This is a genomic window from Candidatus Stoquefichus sp. SB1, assembly GCF_001244545.1.
Classification (GTDB): domain Bacteria; phylum Bacillota_I; class Bacilli_A; order Erysipelotrichales; family Coprobacillaceae; genus Stoquefichus.
This window is the reverse complement of record NZ_LN852694.1, coordinates 283,124-303,038: the sequence shown is the minus strand read 5'-3', so window position 1 is coordinate 303,038 and position 19,915 is coordinate 283,124. Positions and strand designations below refer to the sequence as shown.

The following is a 19,915-nucleotide window of genomic DNA, read 5'->3' as shown; positions in this document are numbered from 1 at the left end:
TTTACTTTCCTCCCAGTTCCCTATCAGATACAAAATCAACTCCCATTAATCTTCCAATTCCCTTTAATGGCTTTTTTAATATTGCTGGTGAATATTCACTAAAATACAGTTTACTTCTATATTTCACTGTTTCCAATAATGACATTTGTTCTCTATCCTTTAAATTGAAATAATATTTTTGTCTCTTAAAAGTTCTTACTGCTTTTCTTAAATATTTACTCTGTACTACAGTATGGGTGATTTCCAGTACATTTCTATCATCAGCAATACAGTTGATATATTTCTCATTTTGTATTTTATTTTCTATTTGATTCAATTCAAATATCCATGCATTATAATTTTCATTTCCTAGCAATGTTAACAAAAAGTCTTTATTCCAAATACTAGGTTGTAGACTTATGCCATAATTTTCATTCTTATCTATAATATGAAGATAACTATAATTTTGAAAACAGATGCCTTTTATTTTTGATTGATTCAATAATTTACAATAATCAATATTATTTTTTTTGATAATATCAAAAAGTTCAACAAAGCAATCATTATTGACAAATGTTGTTGTAAAAAAATCTTCCAATAATAATACTATATATTTTTCTTTTATTTTGTTTGAAGCAACATAAACTTTTTTACTCCACTCTGCATTTTCACCTACCGGAATAACTTCTACATTATCATAGACAGGTGTTAGGGAATTAGTTGCTAAATAAGTTTTTGGTCTTATTTTCCAATATTTGTTTAATAAATCAAAATAGTGATTCCAGACATCAACATAGGGATCATATCCTATAATTAATAAAGCAATATCGTCAAATTTATATTCTTGCTTAGAATCATCCATATTAATCCCTCCTAAATAGATCTCTTGTGTAGATTTTCTCTTCTACATCTCTTATCTCTTCTGTCACTCTGTTGACAACTACTACATCACTTATCTTCTTGAATTCCTCTATTTCTTTGATCACTCTGCTTTTATAGAATTCCTCTTCCTTTAGTGTTGGCTCATAGACAACAACTTCTATTCCCTTTGCCTTGATTCTCTTCATGATGCCCTGTATTGCACTCGCCCTAAAGTTATCCGACCCACTCTTCATTGTCAGTCTATAGATTCCTACTACCTTAGGCCCTCTATCAATGATTTCCTGTGCTATGTGATCTTTTCTTGTTCTGTTGCTTTCCACTATTGCACTGATGAGGTTCTCTGGTACATCCTGATAGTTTGCCTTTAATTGCTTTGTATCCTTTGGCAGACAGTATCCTCCATATCCAAATGATGGATTGTTGTAATGACTTCCTATTCTTGGATCAAGACATACTCCTTCTATGATATCCTTTGTATTCAGTCCCTTCATCTCTGCATAGGTATCAAGCTCATTGAAGTATGAGACTCTTAATGCCAGATATGTATTGGCAAACAGCTTGATTGCTTCTGCTTCTGTACTGTCTGTAAACAGTACTGGTATATCCTTCTTGATGGCTCCTTCAGCTAATAGATTGGCAAACTCTCTTGCACGTTCTGACTTCTCTCCTACAACAATTCTTGAAGGATAGAGATTATCATATAATGCCTTTCCTTCTCTTAAAAATTCAGGTGAGAAGATCAGATTCTCTATTCCATACTTTTCTTTCATCTGCTTCGTGAATCCAACAGGTATCGTTGACTTGATAATCATGATAGCCTGTGGATTAATCTCTAATACAGATTCAATGGTTTCCTCTACACTTGAAGTATCAAAGTAGTTCTTTGACTCATCATAGTTAGTCGGTGTACTGATGACAATAAACTTTGCATTTTTAAAAGCAACATCTTTATCAAGAGTTGCTTTTAAGGTTAAATCCTTATTTTTTAAATAATCTTCAATTTCCTTATCCTGGATAGGTGAGATATGATTATTAATCATATCTACCTTTTCCCTGATAATATCTAAAGCAACAACATCATGATGCTGTGCTAATAATGTAGCGATACTTAGTCCTACATATCCTGTCCCTGCAACTGCGATTTTCATTTGATTATTCCTCCAAATTATTGACGTGTTGTTTTTGATTTCTCCCATGTTGCTTTAGATTTTCCTAATAATGTATTTTTAATTGAAAAAACTTGTGCAACTATTGTTAAACAATAATGATAAGGTAAATAAAATAATACAGATGTTTCTTTATTACGCAAAAAATATCCCACTAAAGCAAAAAAATAAAATAATAATTGCATATAAAACGTTATATCATAAAAAATATTTATACCTAATAAGACATAATTAACTATTAACAAAACAGGATGAAATAAATATAATAAATACTTCAAGTATTTATGTCCTATATAAAAATATGTAAACCATCCATATTTAAAAACATTAAATTTTTTAATGTCATAATATTTTTTAAAAGGTTGTCCTCGTTGCATCCTTATTTTTCTTTGAAATTCGTCATTACTATCTTCACTTGCTTTCTCAAATGCAATAGCCATAGGTTCACTTTTAGCATTATATCCATTTATTACCATTTTGGTTGGCATAAATCCATCATGAGATAAAAGTGGTGGTAAATCGATATAATATTCATTTCTAATAGCATAAATTGATCCATTTCCACCTACAATATTAGAAATAGACGATTCCATTTCTCTTATTTTTAAATCAAAATTCCAATAACTACTTTCTGCATAGGAAGTATTATCTATGCTTGAATTTATATATTGTAAATTACCACTTATGTAACCTATTTTTTTATCTTTAAATCTACTTATTAACCAATATAAAGAATCATCTTTCCAAAGACTATTTGCATCCGAAAATGCTATAATTTCTCCACTGCATATTTTTCTTGCTTGATTCTGTACAATCGTTTTTCCAACTCGTCCTTTAACAATATACAATTTTAAATTTAATTCATTATGATTTTGTATATATTGGCTCTGTGTCAAGAGTGGAGGATAAAGGAATAACTATTGAAAAATAGGGATTCCTTTTTTTCTGTCTTTATAAGTAAAAGTATAACTATATCCAAGATGTAAAAATATGCGTTTTCTTAAATTGTAGAAATATCTGAAACCATATGCATTCCTTTTGACAAGTTTGATTTTATTATTCATTCCTTCAATGAATCCATTATTAAAGCTCGTTCTATATGATCTGTTTCTTCTTTTGTATATGGTTGTATAGGATAATGAACATAAAAGAGGAATAAACCATCTCTTTCTAAAGTTTTTAGCAGTTATCTGATAATAACTATTTTGAGTATCAAAGATATAATCAAGCCATCTGTTTAATTCTTTTTTGTAGTCATTATGTTTTTCATGTATAAGTTTCAATAGATTCTGATAAATTTCATAGTTATCAAGCATTTCTAAAATGACAAGAGAATCGAACATAGTATTATCATCACAGTCTTTATCATTTCTTCTTTCACTAAGATCATAAAGATAATCAATATAGGAAGCACAGGTAAAGTATCTTTTCAGATGAAAATCATACCATGTCTTTTCATTATCCAGATCTTTTCTGAATTTATAGAATAATCGAAGCTGTCTTTTGATAGATTTAGCTAATGGCTGATAGTGAAGAGAAGAACAGGCATCGAGTCTTGACTGGATAAAATTCTGACCAGCAAGTCTGACGTAATGAAACCTGTCACATATAATCTGGGCATGAGGGAAAAGAGAATGCATAATACAGTAAAAAGGACCAGAAAGATCCATAATGATAAACTTAACCTTCTTTCTTTCAGAGAAGGGAAACCTAAGGAAATAGTTTTTCAGGAAGGAAGCTTTTCTATCTTCGATAATATCAAGAGTTTTACCAGTGATAGGATTGACTATATTAAAAGCATAAGTTCCCTTATCGCTGGTAGCCTTAAATTCATCAATAGAGATAACAGAGGAAAGATGATAGAATCTATCAGGAATATGGATATTTTCACTGAAGATGCGATACATAGTATTTTTACCAAGGCCATGCATTCTGGAGATGGAAGCCATAGAATGATTTTCATTCAATTCAAAAAGAGCGGACTGAACATTAGGAATAGTAGCCTTTCTATTGTAAAACTGAAAAGGAATATCTTCAACGAAATAGGAAGAACAGTCATGACAAATATATCTGTGATAGGAAACCACAAGAACGACAGGGAGAGAGCCAAAGGAGAAATGCTTAAGATTGATAGATCTTGTTCCTTTAGATATGTGATGATTATATGAACCGCAGTGAGGACAGACAAGAGGAGAGACTTGAGATTTAAGATGGATGAATAAAGTGAGAACACCGTTAGAATCAGGAACTTTTTTAAGACATGAAGAAGAATCATCAAAGGGAGCAGGAATAAAAAGATGAGAAAAATGATTAATTTGTAGAATTTCAAGAATAAGATTGATATAATCAGAAGTGGACATAATATATAACCTCCAAAGAATTTTAGTTAGCACATAAATTTTACAGTAAGGTTATAGTTATGTCTATTTTTATATAAAAAATAAAACTGAAAGATTTATTTAAATCCTCCAGTTAAATTATAGAGCCTATATATTCATTTACGATTTCGTGTGTTTTATCATTGCTATCATCTGATGCAATGATATACTCAACTTTATCCTTAGGATATTTTAAAGACATAATATTTTCTAATTTTTTTAAAATGACATTTTCCTCATTATAAACTGTAACAATATATGATATTTTAGGTAGTTCATCTAGAGAATATCTATCCTTTTTTTCATTCTTATAAAATATAGATATTATGTATAGTGATAGTGGATATATGCATAATGGATATAAAATTAAAATTATTAAGAGCCAATATACGATTTTCATTATTTTACCTCAGTTAGCCATTTCATATATTTTTTATTTTTGCCTCTAACAATATCCATATATAAATTATAAATTTTCTTTGTTATTTCTCCCATTTTATTATTAATCTCATAACCATCAACCGAATATATTGGAGTAATTTCCATGGCTGACCCACATAAAAATGCTTCATCACAAATATATACTTCAGTTCTATCAATTTCCCTTTCGACCACTATTAAATCTAAATCAGTAGCAATTTGTATTATTGTATCTCGGGTAATCGATTCTAAAATTGACGATGATAAAGAAGGAGTTATCAATTTATTATCACGAACAATAAATAGACAAGAGCCTGGTCCTTCAGCAAGTTTACCATTTTCATTTAAAAGAATAGCACAATCATAATTATTATCCCAAGCCTCTAACTGAGCCATTCTACTATTCATATAATTTGCTCCACATTTTATTCTTGGTGATAAATTTTGATCACTAATTCTACGCCATGTAGAAATGCAACAATTTAATCCTTTTTTATTATATTCCACACTAGATAAACCCTTAGGAATTGGAGCAACAAACATTCCAGCTGGTCCTTTTGAAGACCATGAGCCATTTCCATCAACAAATACAGTCTGTCTCACAGCAATATCCTCATCATATTGTTCTTTATTGACAACATCAAACAATGCTTGTTTCATTTCTTTCAAAGAATACTTTTCTTCAATTTTTAACATTCTAATAGATTTTTGTAATCTTAAATAATGTTCATCTAATCTGAATCCATATAGTTTTTTATTATCAGAATTCCAATAACATCTAATTCCTTCAAAGACATTTGCTCCAAATTGAGAAGTAGGTGACAAAATATTTATTTGAGCATTTTTAAAATTAATTATTTCACCATTAAGCCATATATATCTATTTTCAATTGTATTAATCATCTTAATTCCCCTCTTTATCATATGCACCTTCATTTTTCAGTACTTTAATAATAGTTTTAAAAATAATTTTTAAATCTTGTATAAATCCAACAATACCATGACAAGATTCAACATATTTCTTATCATATATAATTTTTTCATCCCAAGACAATTCATTTCTACCATTAACTTGTGCTAATCCTGTTATTCCAGGCTTAACTGTAAATCTAATTAAAAATTTTTTGTCTATATTAGGATAATTTATGAACGTTTTATATACAGGTGGTCTCGGTCCAACAATACTCATATCACCTTTTAAAATATTAAATAGTTGTGGAATTTCATCTAAACTAGTATTTCTTAAAAAATATCCTATTTTAGTGACACGAAAATCATCTGAATAGCTATCTAATCCTGTTCCTACATTTTCAGCATTCTCTATCATCGTCCTAAATTTATATATTTTAAATTTTTGTCCATTAATTCCCATTCTGTCTTGTAAAAACAGAATTGGTCCTCCATCTTCTTTTTTTATCAATAATGCAATAATCCCCATTGGCAATAGTAGCACTATTAAACCAAATAAAGATAATGTAAAATCTATAATTCTTTTGAAAACTTTATACATTTACATTCTCCTTTGATTTATCTATTATTTTATTTTCAGTGACTTCTATGATAGAATTAATAAAAACATCTCCACAAAAATTCAAACACTCTTCTAGTTTGCGCAATTTGCATAATTCATTATTAAAATCTTTTTCAAAACTTGTATATGAACTATATTTATCAAAATTACAAAAACTTCTTGATAAAATAACTTGTGATGAATGCAGTTTAATATGTTTTGAAAGAATGAATTCTGCTGGAATATCTCCATATCCTATTTTTGCTATACCACCAAAACCATATGGTATTTTACTATTTTTAAATGTTTCACATAATCTATCAACTTTACCATTCACCAATAATTCAAACATGAAATTGAGTTTGTATGATAAATGTAAATCATTAAGTCCTATATGCACATAATCTATCTTTCCACAATTTAAAATTTGTTCTACATTTTCAACAGATTCTTTAGTTTCAAACAAAAGCATAGTTTGACATCTATTATTTACAGTATCAAGAAAGAATTTAACATCTTTTTCGTCTTTAAACATAGGAAGCATGATAATGTCTGCTCCTGCTTCAATAACATCTTTAATTTCTTCTTTTGAATTCAAATTTATTGGATTTATTCTTACTAATAATTTACTATTTTTTAAATACGGTTTTATTTTTCTTATATCTTCAATTGAGTGGTTTGATTTGACAGTATTCATTCCTTTTTGTCGTTCTTCTTTACCTAAATATTCTAAATCTATCCAAGGTATAACACCGTTTATATCACAAATTTTTGCTATGTTTACGTCATTTGTAATATATAAATAATTCATATTTTTCCCCATATTAAATTTCCCCTCCAATCCTTATTAAAAAAAGCTTGGTTCTTCACCAAACTGTCTCTTATAATCCTCTTGCCAATCTTTTGATTCATTAACTTCTTTTAATTCAAAAACTATATAGTCCTTCTTTATATCAATAGATTTAATCACATAATTGCCTTCCATAGATTCATAAGCTTCTATACCATTTCTAAATTCAAATTCTCTTTCTTTAACTATACACAATACTTTTGAAGTCACTTTTTTTTAATACTGATAACATGAATTTACCTCCCTAAAACAAAAAAAGAATATAGTTATCCAGTCTCGTAGCTTATTGACTACGTGACTTGTTATAACTATATTCAAATATGAATAGTAGGTGGATACCCCTGCGCTACGCTTCTATATCTTGCCTTAATAATAAACATGCGAGTATTGGTCTATCTAAAAATGATATATTTAATACTGCACATCTTTCCTTTGTATTGACTTTACTAATTTGATTTTGAAAATGAATTAATGGTCCTGATGTAATTACAGTTTTACCATTTTGTTTATAACCCTTACTCATTCTAAGCACTTTCTTTTCATCTAATAATTGATCTAATAAATGAATTTCATCATCTGTTAGTGCAGATACATCTGGTTTCTTTAATTCTTTGATAATACCATCTCTTCTTTCATTAAGACTCATTAACAAATCATTAAAACTCAACTGATTGAAATCAGTTTCAACAAACAAATAACCAGGAAACAAAATATAATCATCAATGATTATATCCTTAGACCCTATATATTTTTCCATCCTTGGAATATATGCATGAATGTTTTCATTTTGATTAAGTGTTCTACAGATTTTTTCTATCTTTGCTATTTGACAATATAAGACATAACAGTTCATATCATTTTGCTTTTGAGATTCGCTTATTTGACCAGCTTTTTAAACAATTAAAAACCTGTTCATAAGTTAAACATTCACATGAATCATTAATTAAAACAATTTCATTATCTATAGCTATTTCTACCAATTCCCTAATCGCAAAATCAAGCATGTTTACTATGTGCTCTTCATTATCATCAAACAATTTTTGATTTTGTTTTGAAATTGGACCATATATATCATCTAAAGCCATAAGTAAATGCCCCCTCATCCATGAATTTGATATAATTACTTAGTTGAATGCATAAATAAATAGTAATTTCATTTTCATCATTTTTCGCAGAACAATTAATTCTGCGAAAAGAAATCTTACTTTCTTGAATTTTCATTTATCTAACAAGAATTGAACATATAAGTTAAGTATTATATTAGACACAAAATTTTGTTAAAGTTAAATTCACTATATAATGTAAAAAAGATTGTCTATAAGAGAAGATTATAGTAAACAAAAAAGTAATTGAATAAATTTATTTATTGTTAATCATTGTCTGTGTACTTACTTCTCTTATTAATATCAATTAACAAATTATATTTGATTATATCCTTAAATATAGAGATAAGATAAAATGATGTTAAAGCAAGAAATACGAATTCATCCAAAATATACTATTTTTGATTGAAAAATGAACCAAATGTGCTATAATTGCTTTCGTAGAATTAATTGTTCTACGAAATATAGACAAAAATATAACAAAATGAGGTCAAAACTTAAGTATTATACTTATTTTCTGACCTCTTTTATTTAATTATATTTATTAAAAATGTTAATAACAAATCCAAATATATTCTATAATGATTTATCAAAATTATCATAATTAGAAAAAACACACCTTGATTTTATTATGGTTTACAGACATTTGTAACTTATTTGTAACTTTTAAACTAACTTTTATGAAACTTATATATAAAAAAAGCACACAAATGTGTGCAAAAACTACCCCTTATCAAATTGATGTTTTGGGTCAAAAGCTAATATATAAAATATATTTTCATAGTTAACACCAAATATGACAAAACTTCCTTTTCCGTTTTTCTTTGTATGAATATGAATTATTCCAGATTCCAATAACCCTTTTTCATTGGGATAAGCCTTTTCAAATTTTTTTATTATTCTTTTAATATATCTGTTACTATCATCGATTTTACTACCCTTTGGTGATGTATAATCTGTTATCATTTCTTCTAAAGAATTACAATTATCTATCTCATTCAAAAACTTTTGTAAATCATCAAATATACTAGGATCCCTATCCTTACGGGCAATTTTATTTAAACCTTTAAAGCAGCATACATCACATTTATATAAATATTTAAAACTTATTTCAGGATGATTATGTTTATTATCATTTTGAATTAATAGAGAATCATCTGATTTCTGGTTGATTTTTTTATTTGTATTAGTTAATTTCATTATTCTATTACTCTTGAGCGATAATATTCTTTCATAGTACTCTCTGAAATTTCATCATTACAACTTTCAAATTTTCCTATACCCTTTCTTTTCTCTAACCACGGTTTTTCTTCATGTGTCATTTTTTCTAATTCATCAGCACTGAATTCTCCATAAGTTTCCCAAACAGATTCGAGTATTTTATTTTGACTTTCAGAAAATTTTGTGTTCAATATTTCTCTAACACGTTCTGGCTCAGTAAGTTGAAATTCGCTCCACCCAAAACACTTAAACCTATTCCATAGTGTTTTGTTAACAGGACCATGTACCCACGCTTCAAATTTACTATCCGTAGCAATTGGAGAATCATAAAGAGCTAAACTCCATGCCTGTGCATAATAGCATAATTTTTGTACTTTTTTATTTGACATAGCACCTTTTAACATGAACCAATCAGCAACATCATTAATATTTGCATTTACTTCTTCCTTGATTGCTTCTACTTTTTCCATATGATTTCCCTCCGTCTTTTTACCTCTTACCATCTTCATTATAATTGCACCTATTCCCAAAATCAACACCATTCCACCTAAAAAATTGCGTTTTTGCATATTTTTTCTCCTTTTTTAGTATATTTTAATACATATTTGATTATGTTTTCATACATTTTTGAGTATATTTTTGTTATTTTAAATATTCCCCTCTACTATATATACGCAATTATTTCCCATTTTTCTTTTTTTATTTGAAATTTTTTTAATTTTTCTCAAAACGTAAAAAAGCCCACTCCCTAATTAGGGACTAGGCTACAAAAATCTATCTATATACTTTTTATCAAAAATATAAACGCTATCACTATGTTCATACTTCACGAACACAGTTTTTTCTGTTTCTCTTACTATTTCTAAATCTTCATCATACATAAAGTTAGGCATACATCCACCATCCACTTTAATTGCAGACTGTTTTATTCTACATCTTTTTTGTATACCCATGAGACAATTTCCTTTAACAATACTTTTCCCCCATTGATTTTTTTAATAGTATGAGTTTTCTTTTTAACCCAATCAGGAATTATCTGTCCAGTTGCATACTTTTTAGCACTAGATTTAATCTTCACCTTAGAACCGACTTTTAAAGTACTTTGTGATTGAATTACAATGCATGAATCATTAACCCAACCAATGTTACCATTTTCTAATAAATAAGGGTTTCTAGCATTAGCAATAATTTTTGTAATCTTTCCTTTTTTAGTGTAGGGATTCAATTTCTCGTTACTGTCTGATGATGAATAAACACCATTGATAGAAACAACATCCCCTACTTTATACTTTAATGATGTAGATGTGTTTTCTTCTTTCTTGGGTGTTTCTACCTTATCTACAGTTTGTTGCTTAGAAAAGCCATTTAAGCCTTTATCTTTAATTGTTTTCATAACAGAAGCATCATATAAAACATTTGCATCATATTTACCCTTATATTGAGAAGTAAACTGATACATTTTATACTTTCCATTATTGAAATCTTTTTGAACAGTACCATCATTAGTGCCATAAGATGCAATCCACAACCAAAATCTATCAGTTGCATTCTTTAAAAAGTATTCATAAGAATACAAACCTACAAAGTAACCATAACTTTCTAATTTCTTTCCTAGACTTTCAATTACTTCATTACATTTCTTAGTACCTAATGAATTAATGACTTTGCTATATTCATAATCAATAAACAATGGTAATTCAAATTTTTCATTTTTCAGCAATGAGTGAATGAAATCTGCCTCTCTTTTTGCATCACTTTCATTCTTTGCACAAGAATAATAATAGAATCCGTAAGGGATATTTGTTTTCTTAATCTCCCTTAAGTTTCTATCAAATTTTTCATCTTTGTAACACTTGTTGCTTGTCTGGCCAGTATATCCACAGCGAATAATAACAAAATCTTTTAAAGGTGCATTGTTGAAATCAAAGTCACCCTGATATTTAGAAATATCTAAACCATATAATAAACTCATAAATAATCCTCCTTGTTTTATGTAAAATTAAAATAGTGCAAAAAATGCACTATTTGTGATTTTTATCTGTTGTCGGCATTTCATCCGTGAATGTTTCCAAGAAATTCTTGATCCATGCATTAACACTCTTGAACATTGGTAATCCTAATAAAGTCCAGTTCTTTATAATGCTTAAGCATTCAAAGACGATAAACAGTAAACCAAAAATATCACTCGCCCCTACATTTTTAATTCCAATATTAGAAAATAACTCTAAAATCTGTGCTGGTAGCCATCCGATTAGATTAAGTTTTAATAGCCAGTCAACGACGATTAGAAAGCCTAAGCAACCAATCATTGCTACTTTTCTAATCATGCCATCAATTCCTATTGCACTATTTGTTCTCTTGTCCTTAAATGCAAGCATAACACCTACAAATAAGTCAAATAAGATTGCGATAATAACAAATACAATCATTTTATGATTGCTCATATAAAATAGTAATTTTTCCATATTCTTTCTCCTTTAATTTAAAAGAGAGACTTTTGTCTCTCATTATTGTTGTTCTGCATCTTTAATTGTATAGATAACCTTCATAGTTTGACTAGCTGTCTTTGTGACAGGTGTTGCTAGGTTATCTATTGTGAATTTTATATATGGAGTAACTGCCATAGTATTTCCTTTACCAGATGCATACACACTATCTCCACTAAATGATCTGCCAATCATAAATGGATATTTAAAATATTCTTGATTGATAGGCATGAACTTATTAGTATCATAACTATTATCTATTTCATATATATTCAAATCACTATCAACAAATGTTGTTTTACATATAGATAATTCTCCGCTTGTTCCTGGTAAATAAATATGCCGTATATATAAGTAATCGCCTATATAACTACACATTGTAGCCGTATATATTCCCTTATATTTATGACTTGAATTATATAAATCATATGATATTTTCTTATGAATTGTTAGATTGTTTCTATTTATAAATAATAAACTTACAAAAAGTTCATTTGAATTAAATTGGGAAACCACATAGTAATTCTTATATACAAAAATAGTCCTAGCATAACTGTTAGGTATTCCATTATTTAATCCCCCTTGTTCAAATGACTGTTCCAGATTTTCAACTACATCAAATGTTGATAATGATATCTTTTTAACTTTTATTATTTTATCATATGCATTAGTAAAATAAATATTATTATCATAATAATAAGTTGACCAAACAATTCTTGAAATATCAAAATTATCATTACTAATTATCATATCAGAATAGCTTATTGATTTTTCTAGTAATAGTGTAAAATAGTTATTATTATATTCCAATTTATCATCTACAATAACTTCGTTTAAGTGTATTTCATTTTTTATCTTGTATTTTCTTAATATAAATGATTTTGAAGTAGTATCAATTGTATGAATAACAACAATTTCAAAATTTTTTGTAATTGTAATAATCGCTTGTTTATTATTTATATGATAACCTTTATATGATAATGAAGAATAATTTTGATTGTTATTTATTATTTGTTCAACTGGATTAATTCTATTGAACTTATAATTATTATATAAATTCGGGTCAGAAGATGATCCACCACTAAAAAAGTCAAAGCAAAAGTTATTATTCAATAAATCATTTGCTCCTACATCTGTCGTTAAAGAGACACTCCTAATTGTCCCATTACCTTTATTTGTTGCAAAATCAAAAACAAATTTTATACCAATAATTTTACCATCATCATTATAAATGACATTAGATTCACTAACGTTCCAAATTCCTATATGACTATTATTTATATCTGATGTTGATAAACTACAACTACCAACAATTTTAGCAAAATTTGGTATAATATTATCTACAGATTCTTCTTGTATATCACTAAACAAATATACTCCACCTATTAACCTTTGAAGAATAGGAGTAGATAAATTATAATGTTTTAATTTTGTTGATATATTAAATAATTTCATAATCATATTATCATCTATATTAACTAAATTTGACATTCCATTCGTCACCATATTCTTATCTTTGGTTCTTTGAACAACATTCCCTTGCTCGTCACGTAGTTCTATTTCACACACACCTTGCAAAGCCATAACATCACCTTCCTTAATTTATAAAATTGACTTTCACTTGCTCTATATTGCATACTGCATTGATATTTAAGTAGTCTATAATAATCGCTATTCTAAATTTAAAGACATCTTGTATTAAGAAAATACTTTCTAACTGTTCTTGTGTTAGATTTTCCAACACTTCTTTAGTCATACCACTATTCAAAAACACTTCTTGATCAGCAATATCTATTACAACCCATGTATCATTTACAAATGAACAGTAAGTTGTATTGTCGAATGTTATTGCAAACCGTACATTAGCAAACTCATTTATCTCACCTATTACTTCAAAACTTCCTATTCCTTTTATTGTCTCATCAGAATAGAAAGAATCGTAGTTTTGCACGATTGTTTGTCTCTTTGGAATTGCCTTAACACTTGCATTTAACTTCACATCAATATCCATTCTTGAGTGCCACTCTAACAGTTTAGGATTAACTAATTCTTTCATAAAATTTCCATTAGGTATGTTTGTCATCCCATGCAAACTAAATAAAGAAGAAGATAACTCTGTTTCTTCTAACTTTACAAGACTAGAGTTATCTTCACTTATTTTATATAATCCATTGTTATCCTTGAGCAAATACCTAATTTCTATATCGGTATAAGTATACAGTTCTTCAACAAGATTAAATATCTTTCCATTTCCTTTATCTTCACAGTACATAGAAATATACTTACCAGGTCCTGGAGCGAATGTTCCAGTTCCACCTAACAAATCAAAACTATGTGTACCATTCGTTGGTATATCAATACAGTTCAGGAAAATATCGTTGTTGTCAAATATGAATAACTCCCATGTCAACTTGTTTTCGGTCGTTGTTGAATTATAGACAGAATATCCATCCCATCTATACTTAATACAATTGCATGTTTGCAATGCTATTTCTTGTCTGTAGAGGTTGTGACATTTTGCATCACGTCTACAAATCTTCATCTGCTCGCTTGATGTTCCAAATCCAATCCAACTGTTACCACTTATATAAATGTTATTTGCAATTATGCTATTGTATTTAAACCAATCAGCACCAGCACAAGAAACAGTCTGATCATCTTGTTGTGTAGCAAGCAAAGTCATTCCTTCGCTTGTGTTTAGATACTTTTCTAAATCATTCATCACATTACCTCCAACGATATATTCTCAACACTCTTGAACTGTTCTAAATCTATAGATAATTCTTGCAACTTACCACTATCAACATCTAATGGTGTTGATTGATCAAACGTATAATCTGTTATCAAACTTGCATTTTCATTAAACAATACATACTTGCTATCATATATGAAATTCTGTTTTGATAACGAATTGAATTTGATCTGTTCATCTACAATTATTTTAGAATATCCTATACCTGCCTCAATGCCTTTAATTGTTATGTTAGGACCAGCAAAACTAATAGATATTGGTTGTACTTCGTTTACCATGTTAAATCCTGATGGTTGACTATCTTTAAATTCTAAAGACGTTTCTATACCTTTAATAGTAATGTTAGAATTAGTAATATTTCTAATAGTGATAGGATCTACTTCTGTAATGATTTGAATTGTTCCATCCCAGTCATTTCCAACAACTTCAAGACCTTGTCCATTGACTGTAGCCTGAATTTGGTTTCTGCTAATACTTCCAGCTGCATCTAAAGAATTAACATACACGACAATGTCGTGTGCTTTATTGCCTTCTAGTTGATAAAAAGGTACAAATAGATGTAATGTACACCAGCCTTCTACTACACTATGCTTTGGATGTACATAGTACTCAAGATTATCTAAAATATATGTAAACTCAAGAAGTCCTGGTGTGTCTATTTTCATTATCAGATTAGCGTTAAAAAGTGGTGTTGCCTGAACCTTAGAGGTAAAACGAATTCTAATGATTTCGACATCTTGATTAGTTATCCTCAAAGTATCATCATTTGTGTAATAGTAGACAGCATCTTGTAGATCCTCAGTTGTATCTTTTATTAAGTCCTGTATGTTATTGGTCTTTGTGTAATCAACAATATATTGATTATCAATCTGACAACTTATCGTCTCATTAAGTCCTGTTGTAACCGTTATTGTATCTGACATAATTAAAGACTTATGAGCCACACCGTTTAGGTCTGTTATTGTTACATAATCATATGGCTCAAAGAATGTGTATCCAAAACTATCTAATTCAAATTGATAGAACTCAAGACCTTTAATTTGTTCAAATAACTTTGTTGAAAAATCGCCTCTTGAACTATTAACAATTACATTATTAATCAATTCTGTTTCATACAATCCATTTGTCTTTATAGAGTCTTCATCTTTCTTATAGCTTGTATCATTTTTAGATGCTATTGTTAGACCTAAACTGTTTAACGGTCCAAATTCATTAGAAATACTTAACTTCTTTAGATTGTTTTCATCTATCACATAATTTGTTTCTGTTGGATACTTAATATACAAATCAGATCCATTCAGATAGATAATTCCACCTGCTGCACCTGCTATATTGTTTAAGATATCTCTATAAGTGTATTTTATATTTCCTATAAATTTATCATCATGAAGAGCGGTATCAAAATTAGCGAACTCTTCTGTCTTGAGTGTATAGCCCAGCACATTGCAGATTGCTTCTAAATATCCTTTTAGTGTTGTAGGATATTCTATCTTCATTTCCTCATAATTCTTGCTTGCTTTTTTGAGATAGTCATATGCGGTAAATTTAGTCGTATTTGTATCTATTTTCTTTTCGATAGAGTCATTGTCTACAATATAAGTCCCCCAATTAATATACTCATATTCATCTGTTTCATCTGCCTTTACACCAAATTCTAATGTAAACTCCTTATAGCGTACGTTTATGGAGTTCTTTATCTCTATATCTACAAATTGCATAACAGTTTTAAAAGGCTCACAATCGAAAGCCTTTTGACAGTAAGTAATATCATCTTTTTCATAGATTGTTCCATCATTGAAGGTTATCCTAACAGAAATCATCTTACCAAACTTTAATATGTTGTTTTTGAATTGTTCTGATACCATTAGAGCACCCTCTTTTTGTTTGGAATAAGATTAAAACTAAATGGTTTGTAATTACCATTTCCTTTTAAAGAAATTGTGAAGTCATTTATATAATAGGAGATATTTTCACGTTTCTTCATTCCCTCTGCATCATACCATGTTACACTTAATTCTGCCTTATTTGCTCTTTTAAGAAACTCGGACATTTCGGACTTTGTAAACGATCCTACCTCAATTTGCAATTTAGGATAGATGCCTATAAGAGTAGCCTTGTTGTTTCCAGCCATATCTCTACCACTATCATCAGCCCATAAACGGTTATAGGCTACCTCATATTTGGTTAGCTTAGGCACAAGCCAACCGTCTATATAAAGCAATTGTTTTTGTGCCATATTCTAACCTCCCATTACAAAGTCATATTTCTTTTTCATGTTAATAAACCACTTGTAGAACTCTTTATCACCTATCTTAAGAACAATATTAATAGGCTGACTTGTATCAATTCTCTTAGCGATTTCTTCTGCGAAATCAGCAATGAATTGACTATCTGTGATAGGCATAACAGCCTCTGGCCCTTTTTCTCCTGCAATATAGTTACCCATATTAACTCCTGGACCTGGATTGTTTACAATACCACCTTTAGCAAGTTTAGGTATTTGTGGTACGCTTATTGTTCCTAAGAAACCGAATGGACTAATACCAAGAAAACTTATATTTCTAATTGATTTCAGAGCAGAATTAATCCCATTGAATGGAATCGCTATAACTTTATTAATTCCACTAATCAAAGCGTTAATGACTACCTTTAGTCCGTTCAGGATTCCGTCTTTAATACCGTCGAAAATTTTTCCACCACTAGAGAACACATTTTTAACTGCGGTCCAAGCCTTAGAGAAAGTTGATCTAAACCACTCGCTAATATTTCCGAATGCACTCTTGATATTAGACCAAACACCAGTAAAGAATAGACCAGTATCCTTGAAAGTAGTACAAATAGAATTATAAGCCTCACCGAATCTATCATTGAACCATTGTCCAATACTATCAAACACACCGTGAATACTATCTAGTATGCCACTAAAGAATTCACCTGCCTGATTCCATTTTTCACAAATCCAATCCCAACAGTCAGAGGCTGCTTTTGATACATCATCCCAATAAATAATTAATAAAGAAACAATCGCAATGATTGCTCCTATTGCTGCAACAACAAGCGCAATAGGTGAAGTTAAAAATGTCATAACAGCCGATAATGCTCCGCCTGCAACAGAAGCCGCATTAAAACCTACAACCATTATCCATGAAGCAATTCGAACTAATCCGAACGCTGTTGCAAGACTTCCAGCGACAACCGCCATTATCGTAAATGCTGTTTGATTATCACTTATCCAGTCGCCTATCGTTTCTAAAACAATTGCTAGTCCTTCTAAAACAGTAACAATAATGCCACCTGTCCAATTAGCTATTGGAGATAGAAAATTATCCCATAATGTCTGTGCTGGTCCACTTAATGCATCTAATACACTCGTGAGTATGTTAAGTGCTCCTGAAAGAATATCGATTGTTGCTGGTAATGTATCTTCTATTATCCAACTTCCTAAAGGTTCTAAGACATTTTCAAATGCCCACAATACTGCTCCGCTTATTAACTCTGTTAGCGGTTTAAGTTTATCTGTTAATTTCTCAATACTTTGTAGAATTGGTGTAAAATTAATCGAACCAGACCATTCTGACAATGATTTAGTTAATTTTCTAACACCATCTAATAAAATATTAACAACATCCCAAACGTTTTGAATAATCTTTGTCCCTACACCTGCAGATTCCCAAGCAATTCTAAATTGCCTTGCAATATTACCAATAGTATTAAATATATCAATTAATATCTGTAAAATTAAAGAACAGGTCAATTCTCCTGTTCCATTTAGCCATACTTCTTCAAAACTTTTACCAATACTTTTAATTAAATTCCAAATCTCACCTAATGCAAAATTGAAAGAATTTGTAAAATCTTCCCCATAATTAGCCCAAGCATTTTTTAAAGGTTCAAATAATTTTGACATCTTATCAGCAATACCAGATACATCTAAACTTTCAGGTGTGAATAATTGTAAATCACTGCCACCACTTGATGATTTATCTTTATCAAAATTAAGTTTGTTCATTTCATCAAACGAGGCAAGTTGCCGATTAGCATCTTTCGTAGCCTTAGCAACACCTTTTGTTGCATTTGCTTGGTTCTTTAACGCACTAGCGTTCGCTCTTGCGATTAAATCTACACCAGTCAACGCTTTAACAATCGCATTGATATAACTAATAAATTTGGATATATAGCCGACTATCGTGTTTATGATAGGACCTAGCACATTTCCCATAGTGGTCCATATGCCTTGAACTTGATTAGCCATATTTTCGTTGGTTTGCAGATACTGATTAGCTGCTTTGCTGACTAATGTATATGCTGTACGAATACTAAAGATTGCTAAAGCCATTCTACCAAGTTTTCTTATTCCTTTATCAGTTGTTTGCACAACTGTATTACCTAAATTCTTTGTTTCTTTTGTTGTATCCTTTAAAGAAGAGCGTGTTTTTTCAGACTCTTTTACCATATTTAGATTTTTCTTTAAAGATTGTAATTTATTAGATAAAATCTCAACTTTGTTTCTAGCCTTATCAGTTTCTTCTGATAATTTTTTAATATTACTAGAATAGTCATCTGATAACGTTTCTTTTGTATTTGCTAATGTTTTATTTAAAGTAGATAGATTATTCTCTGCTTTTTTAATACCTAAACTATATTCATCTATTTTAGCAACTAATTCATTCTCTTGAGAAATTAATTTTTGATAGTCTTTATTCATACTTAATGACTGTTCAACTCTACGATCCACATTTTCATCAGTATCATTCATACCGATTCTACTATTTTTAATTACATCATCAGTAATGGTTGACTTTTTGATATCTAATTCATCAAGTTTTCTTTCATACTCTTCAATTTTCTTTTTACCTTTTTCTATTTCTTTATTTGATTGTTCAATTTCCTTTTTGATAGATGACATTCCCTTATCAGCATCTATATTATTAAGCTTGTTTTGGTATGATTGTATCTGCTTCTCACTATCTTTAATGAATTGTTCATTCTCTTTAATAGCCTTGTTTAAATCATTTATCTCTTGTTGTAGGTCATCAGTTGTAACACCTTTAAAAAGCCTAGACATCCCCTTAGCACAATCACTAACCATTTTTTCAAGGTCCTTGATATCACCTTTAACCTCATCATTATCTAATTTGGTATTAATTCTTATACTTCCATCTGCCATA

The 19,915-nt window shown here is 29.3% G+C and carries 21 protein-coding genes; all 21 read right to left on the bottom strand.

Translation table 11 applies throughout. The features are described 5' to 3' along the window. Position 1: 1 nt before the first annotated feature. Positions 2 to 841, bottom strand: a complete 840-nt coding sequence (locus BN1865_RS05250; RefSeq protein WP_050636209.1) for a hypothetical protein — start codon at positions 839 to 841, stop codon at positions 2 to 4. 1 nt (position 842) lies between these two features. Continuing rightward, on the bottom strand, positions 843 to 2,009 hold the full coding sequence (locus BN1865_RS05245; RefSeq protein ID WP_050636208.1) for a nucleotide sugar dehydrogenase: 1,167 nt from the start codon (positions 2,007 to 2,009) through the stop codon (positions 843 to 845). Between the two features lie 17 nt (positions 2,010 to 2,026). Beyond that, positions 2,027 to 2,923: a glycosyltransferase gene (locus BN1865_RS05240; protein WP_338140352.1), complete on the bottom strand. Its 897-nt coding sequence runs from the start codon at positions 2,921 to 2,923 to the stop codon at positions 2,027 to 2,029. Positions 2,924 to 2,944: 21 nt separating this feature from the next. After that, on the bottom strand, positions 2,945 to 4,387 hold the full coding sequence (locus BN1865_RS05235; RefSeq protein WP_050636206.1) for an ISL3 family transposase: 1,443 nt from the start codon (positions 4,385 to 4,387) through the stop codon (positions 2,945 to 2,947). 112 nt (positions 4,388 to 4,499) lie between these two features. After that, positions 4,500 to 4,805 (bottom strand): glycosyltransferase, encoded by a 306-nt coding sequence (locus BN1865_RS19065; RefSeq protein ID WP_050636205.1) that lies wholly within the window; start codon positions 4,803 to 4,805, stop codon positions 4,500 to 4,502. Next, positions 4,805 to 5,728, bottom strand: coding sequence for a branched-chain amino acid transaminase (locus BN1865_RS05225; protein WP_050636204.1), 924 nt, complete (start codon positions 5,726 to 5,728; stop codon positions 4,805 to 4,807). Before BN1865_RS05225 ends, BN1865_RS19065 begins: the two co-directional genes overlap by 1 nt. Before the next feature lies 1 nt (position 5,729). Beyond that, a complete protein-coding gene (locus BN1865_RS05220) occupies positions 5,730 to 6,335 on the bottom strand; it encodes a sugar transferase (RefSeq protein ID WP_050636203.1) in 606 nt (201 codons plus the stop codon). Further along, positions 6,328 to 7,158: an aldolase/citrate lyase family protein gene (locus tag BN1865_RS05215; RefSeq protein ID WP_050636202.1), complete on the bottom strand. Its 831-nt coding sequence runs from the start codon at positions 7,156 to 7,158 to the stop codon at positions 6,328 to 6,330. Before BN1865_RS05215 ends, BN1865_RS05220 begins: the two co-directional genes overlap by 8 nt. A 24-nt stretch (positions 7,159 to 7,182) precedes the next feature. Then, a complete protein-coding gene (locus BN1865_RS05210; RefSeq protein ID WP_050636201.1) occupies positions 7,183 to 7,395 on the bottom strand; it encodes a hypothetical protein in 213 nt (70 codons plus the stop codon). A 136-nt stretch (positions 7,396 to 7,531) separates the two neighbouring features. Then, on the bottom strand, positions 7,532 to 8,038 hold the full coding sequence (locus BN1865_RS05205; RefSeq protein WP_050636200.1) for a transcription termination/antitermination NusG family protein: 507 nt from the start codon (positions 8,036 to 8,038) through the stop codon (positions 7,532 to 7,534). A 1-nt stretch (position 8,039) separates the two neighbouring features. Then, positions 8,040 to 8,270 carry a hypothetical protein gene (locus BN1865_RS05200; protein WP_050636199.1) on the bottom strand — a complete coding sequence of 77 codons (231 nt, stop codon included), beginning with the start codon at positions 8,268 to 8,270 and terminating at the stop codon, positions 8,040 to 8,042. Positions 8,271 to 9,011: 741 nt separating this feature from the next. Then, complete coding sequence (locus BN1865_RS05195; protein ID WP_050636198.1) at positions 9,012 to 9,488, bottom strand: hypothetical protein; 477 nt, start codon at positions 9,486 to 9,488, stop codon at positions 9,012 to 9,014. Beyond that, positions 9,488 to 10,078 carry a Panacea domain-containing protein gene (locus tag BN1865_RS05190; RefSeq protein WP_050636197.1) on the bottom strand — a complete coding sequence of 197 codons (591 nt, stop codon included), beginning with the start codon at positions 10,076 to 10,078 and terminating at the stop codon, positions 9,488 to 9,490. The genes BN1865_RS05195 and BN1865_RS05190 overlap by 1 nt, the downstream gene beginning before the upstream one ends. 195 nt (positions 10,079 to 10,273) lie before the next feature. Then, entirely contained in the window at positions 10,274 to 10,462 is a 189-nt protein-coding gene (locus tag BN1865_RS05185) for a hypothetical protein (protein ID WP_050636196.1), read from the bottom strand. Continuing rightward, complete coding sequence (locus BN1865_RS05180; RefSeq protein ID WP_050636195.1) at positions 10,435 to 11,481, bottom strand: GH25 family lysozyme; 1,047 nt, start codon at positions 11,479 to 11,481, stop codon at positions 10,435 to 10,437. Before BN1865_RS05180 ends, BN1865_RS05185 begins: the two co-directional genes overlap by 28 nt. 49 nt (positions 11,482 to 11,530) lie before the next feature. After that, the gene (locus BN1865_RS05175; RefSeq protein ID WP_050636194.1) at positions 11,531 to 11,974 is read right to left on the bottom strand and encodes a phage holin family protein; all 444 of its coding nucleotides are present in this window, start codon (positions 11,972 to 11,974) and stop codon (positions 11,531 to 11,533) included. 42 nt (positions 11,975 to 12,016) lie between these two features. Beyond that, on the bottom strand, positions 12,017 to 13,579 hold the full coding sequence (locus BN1865_RS05170; protein ID WP_050636193.1) for a hypothetical protein: 1,563 nt from the start codon (positions 13,577 to 13,579) through the stop codon (positions 12,017 to 12,019). 13 nt (positions 13,580 to 13,592) lie between these two features. After that, entirely contained in the window at positions 13,593 to 14,678 is a 1,086-nt protein-coding gene (locus BN1865_RS05165; RefSeq protein ID WP_157844089.1) for a hypothetical protein, read from the bottom strand. A gap of 38 nt (positions 14,679 to 14,716) precedes the next feature. After that, positions 14,717 to 16,567: a hypothetical protein gene (locus BN1865_RS05160; RefSeq protein WP_157844088.1), complete on the bottom strand. Its 1,851-nt coding sequence runs from the start codon at positions 16,565 to 16,567 to the stop codon at positions 14,717 to 14,719. A 44-nt stretch (positions 16,568 to 16,611) separates the two neighbouring features. Beyond that, positions 16,612 to 16,983, bottom strand: a complete 372-nt coding sequence (locus BN1865_RS05155; RefSeq protein ID WP_050636190.1) for a hypothetical protein — start codon at positions 16,981 to 16,983, stop codon at positions 16,612 to 16,614. 3 nt (positions 16,984 to 16,986) lie between these two features. Continuing rightward, a complete protein-coding gene (locus BN1865_RS05150) occupies positions 16,987 to 19,914 on the bottom strand; it encodes a hypothetical protein (RefSeq protein ID WP_050636189.1) in 2,928 nt (975 codons plus the stop codon). Between the last annotated feature and the right edge of the window lies 1 nt (position 19,915).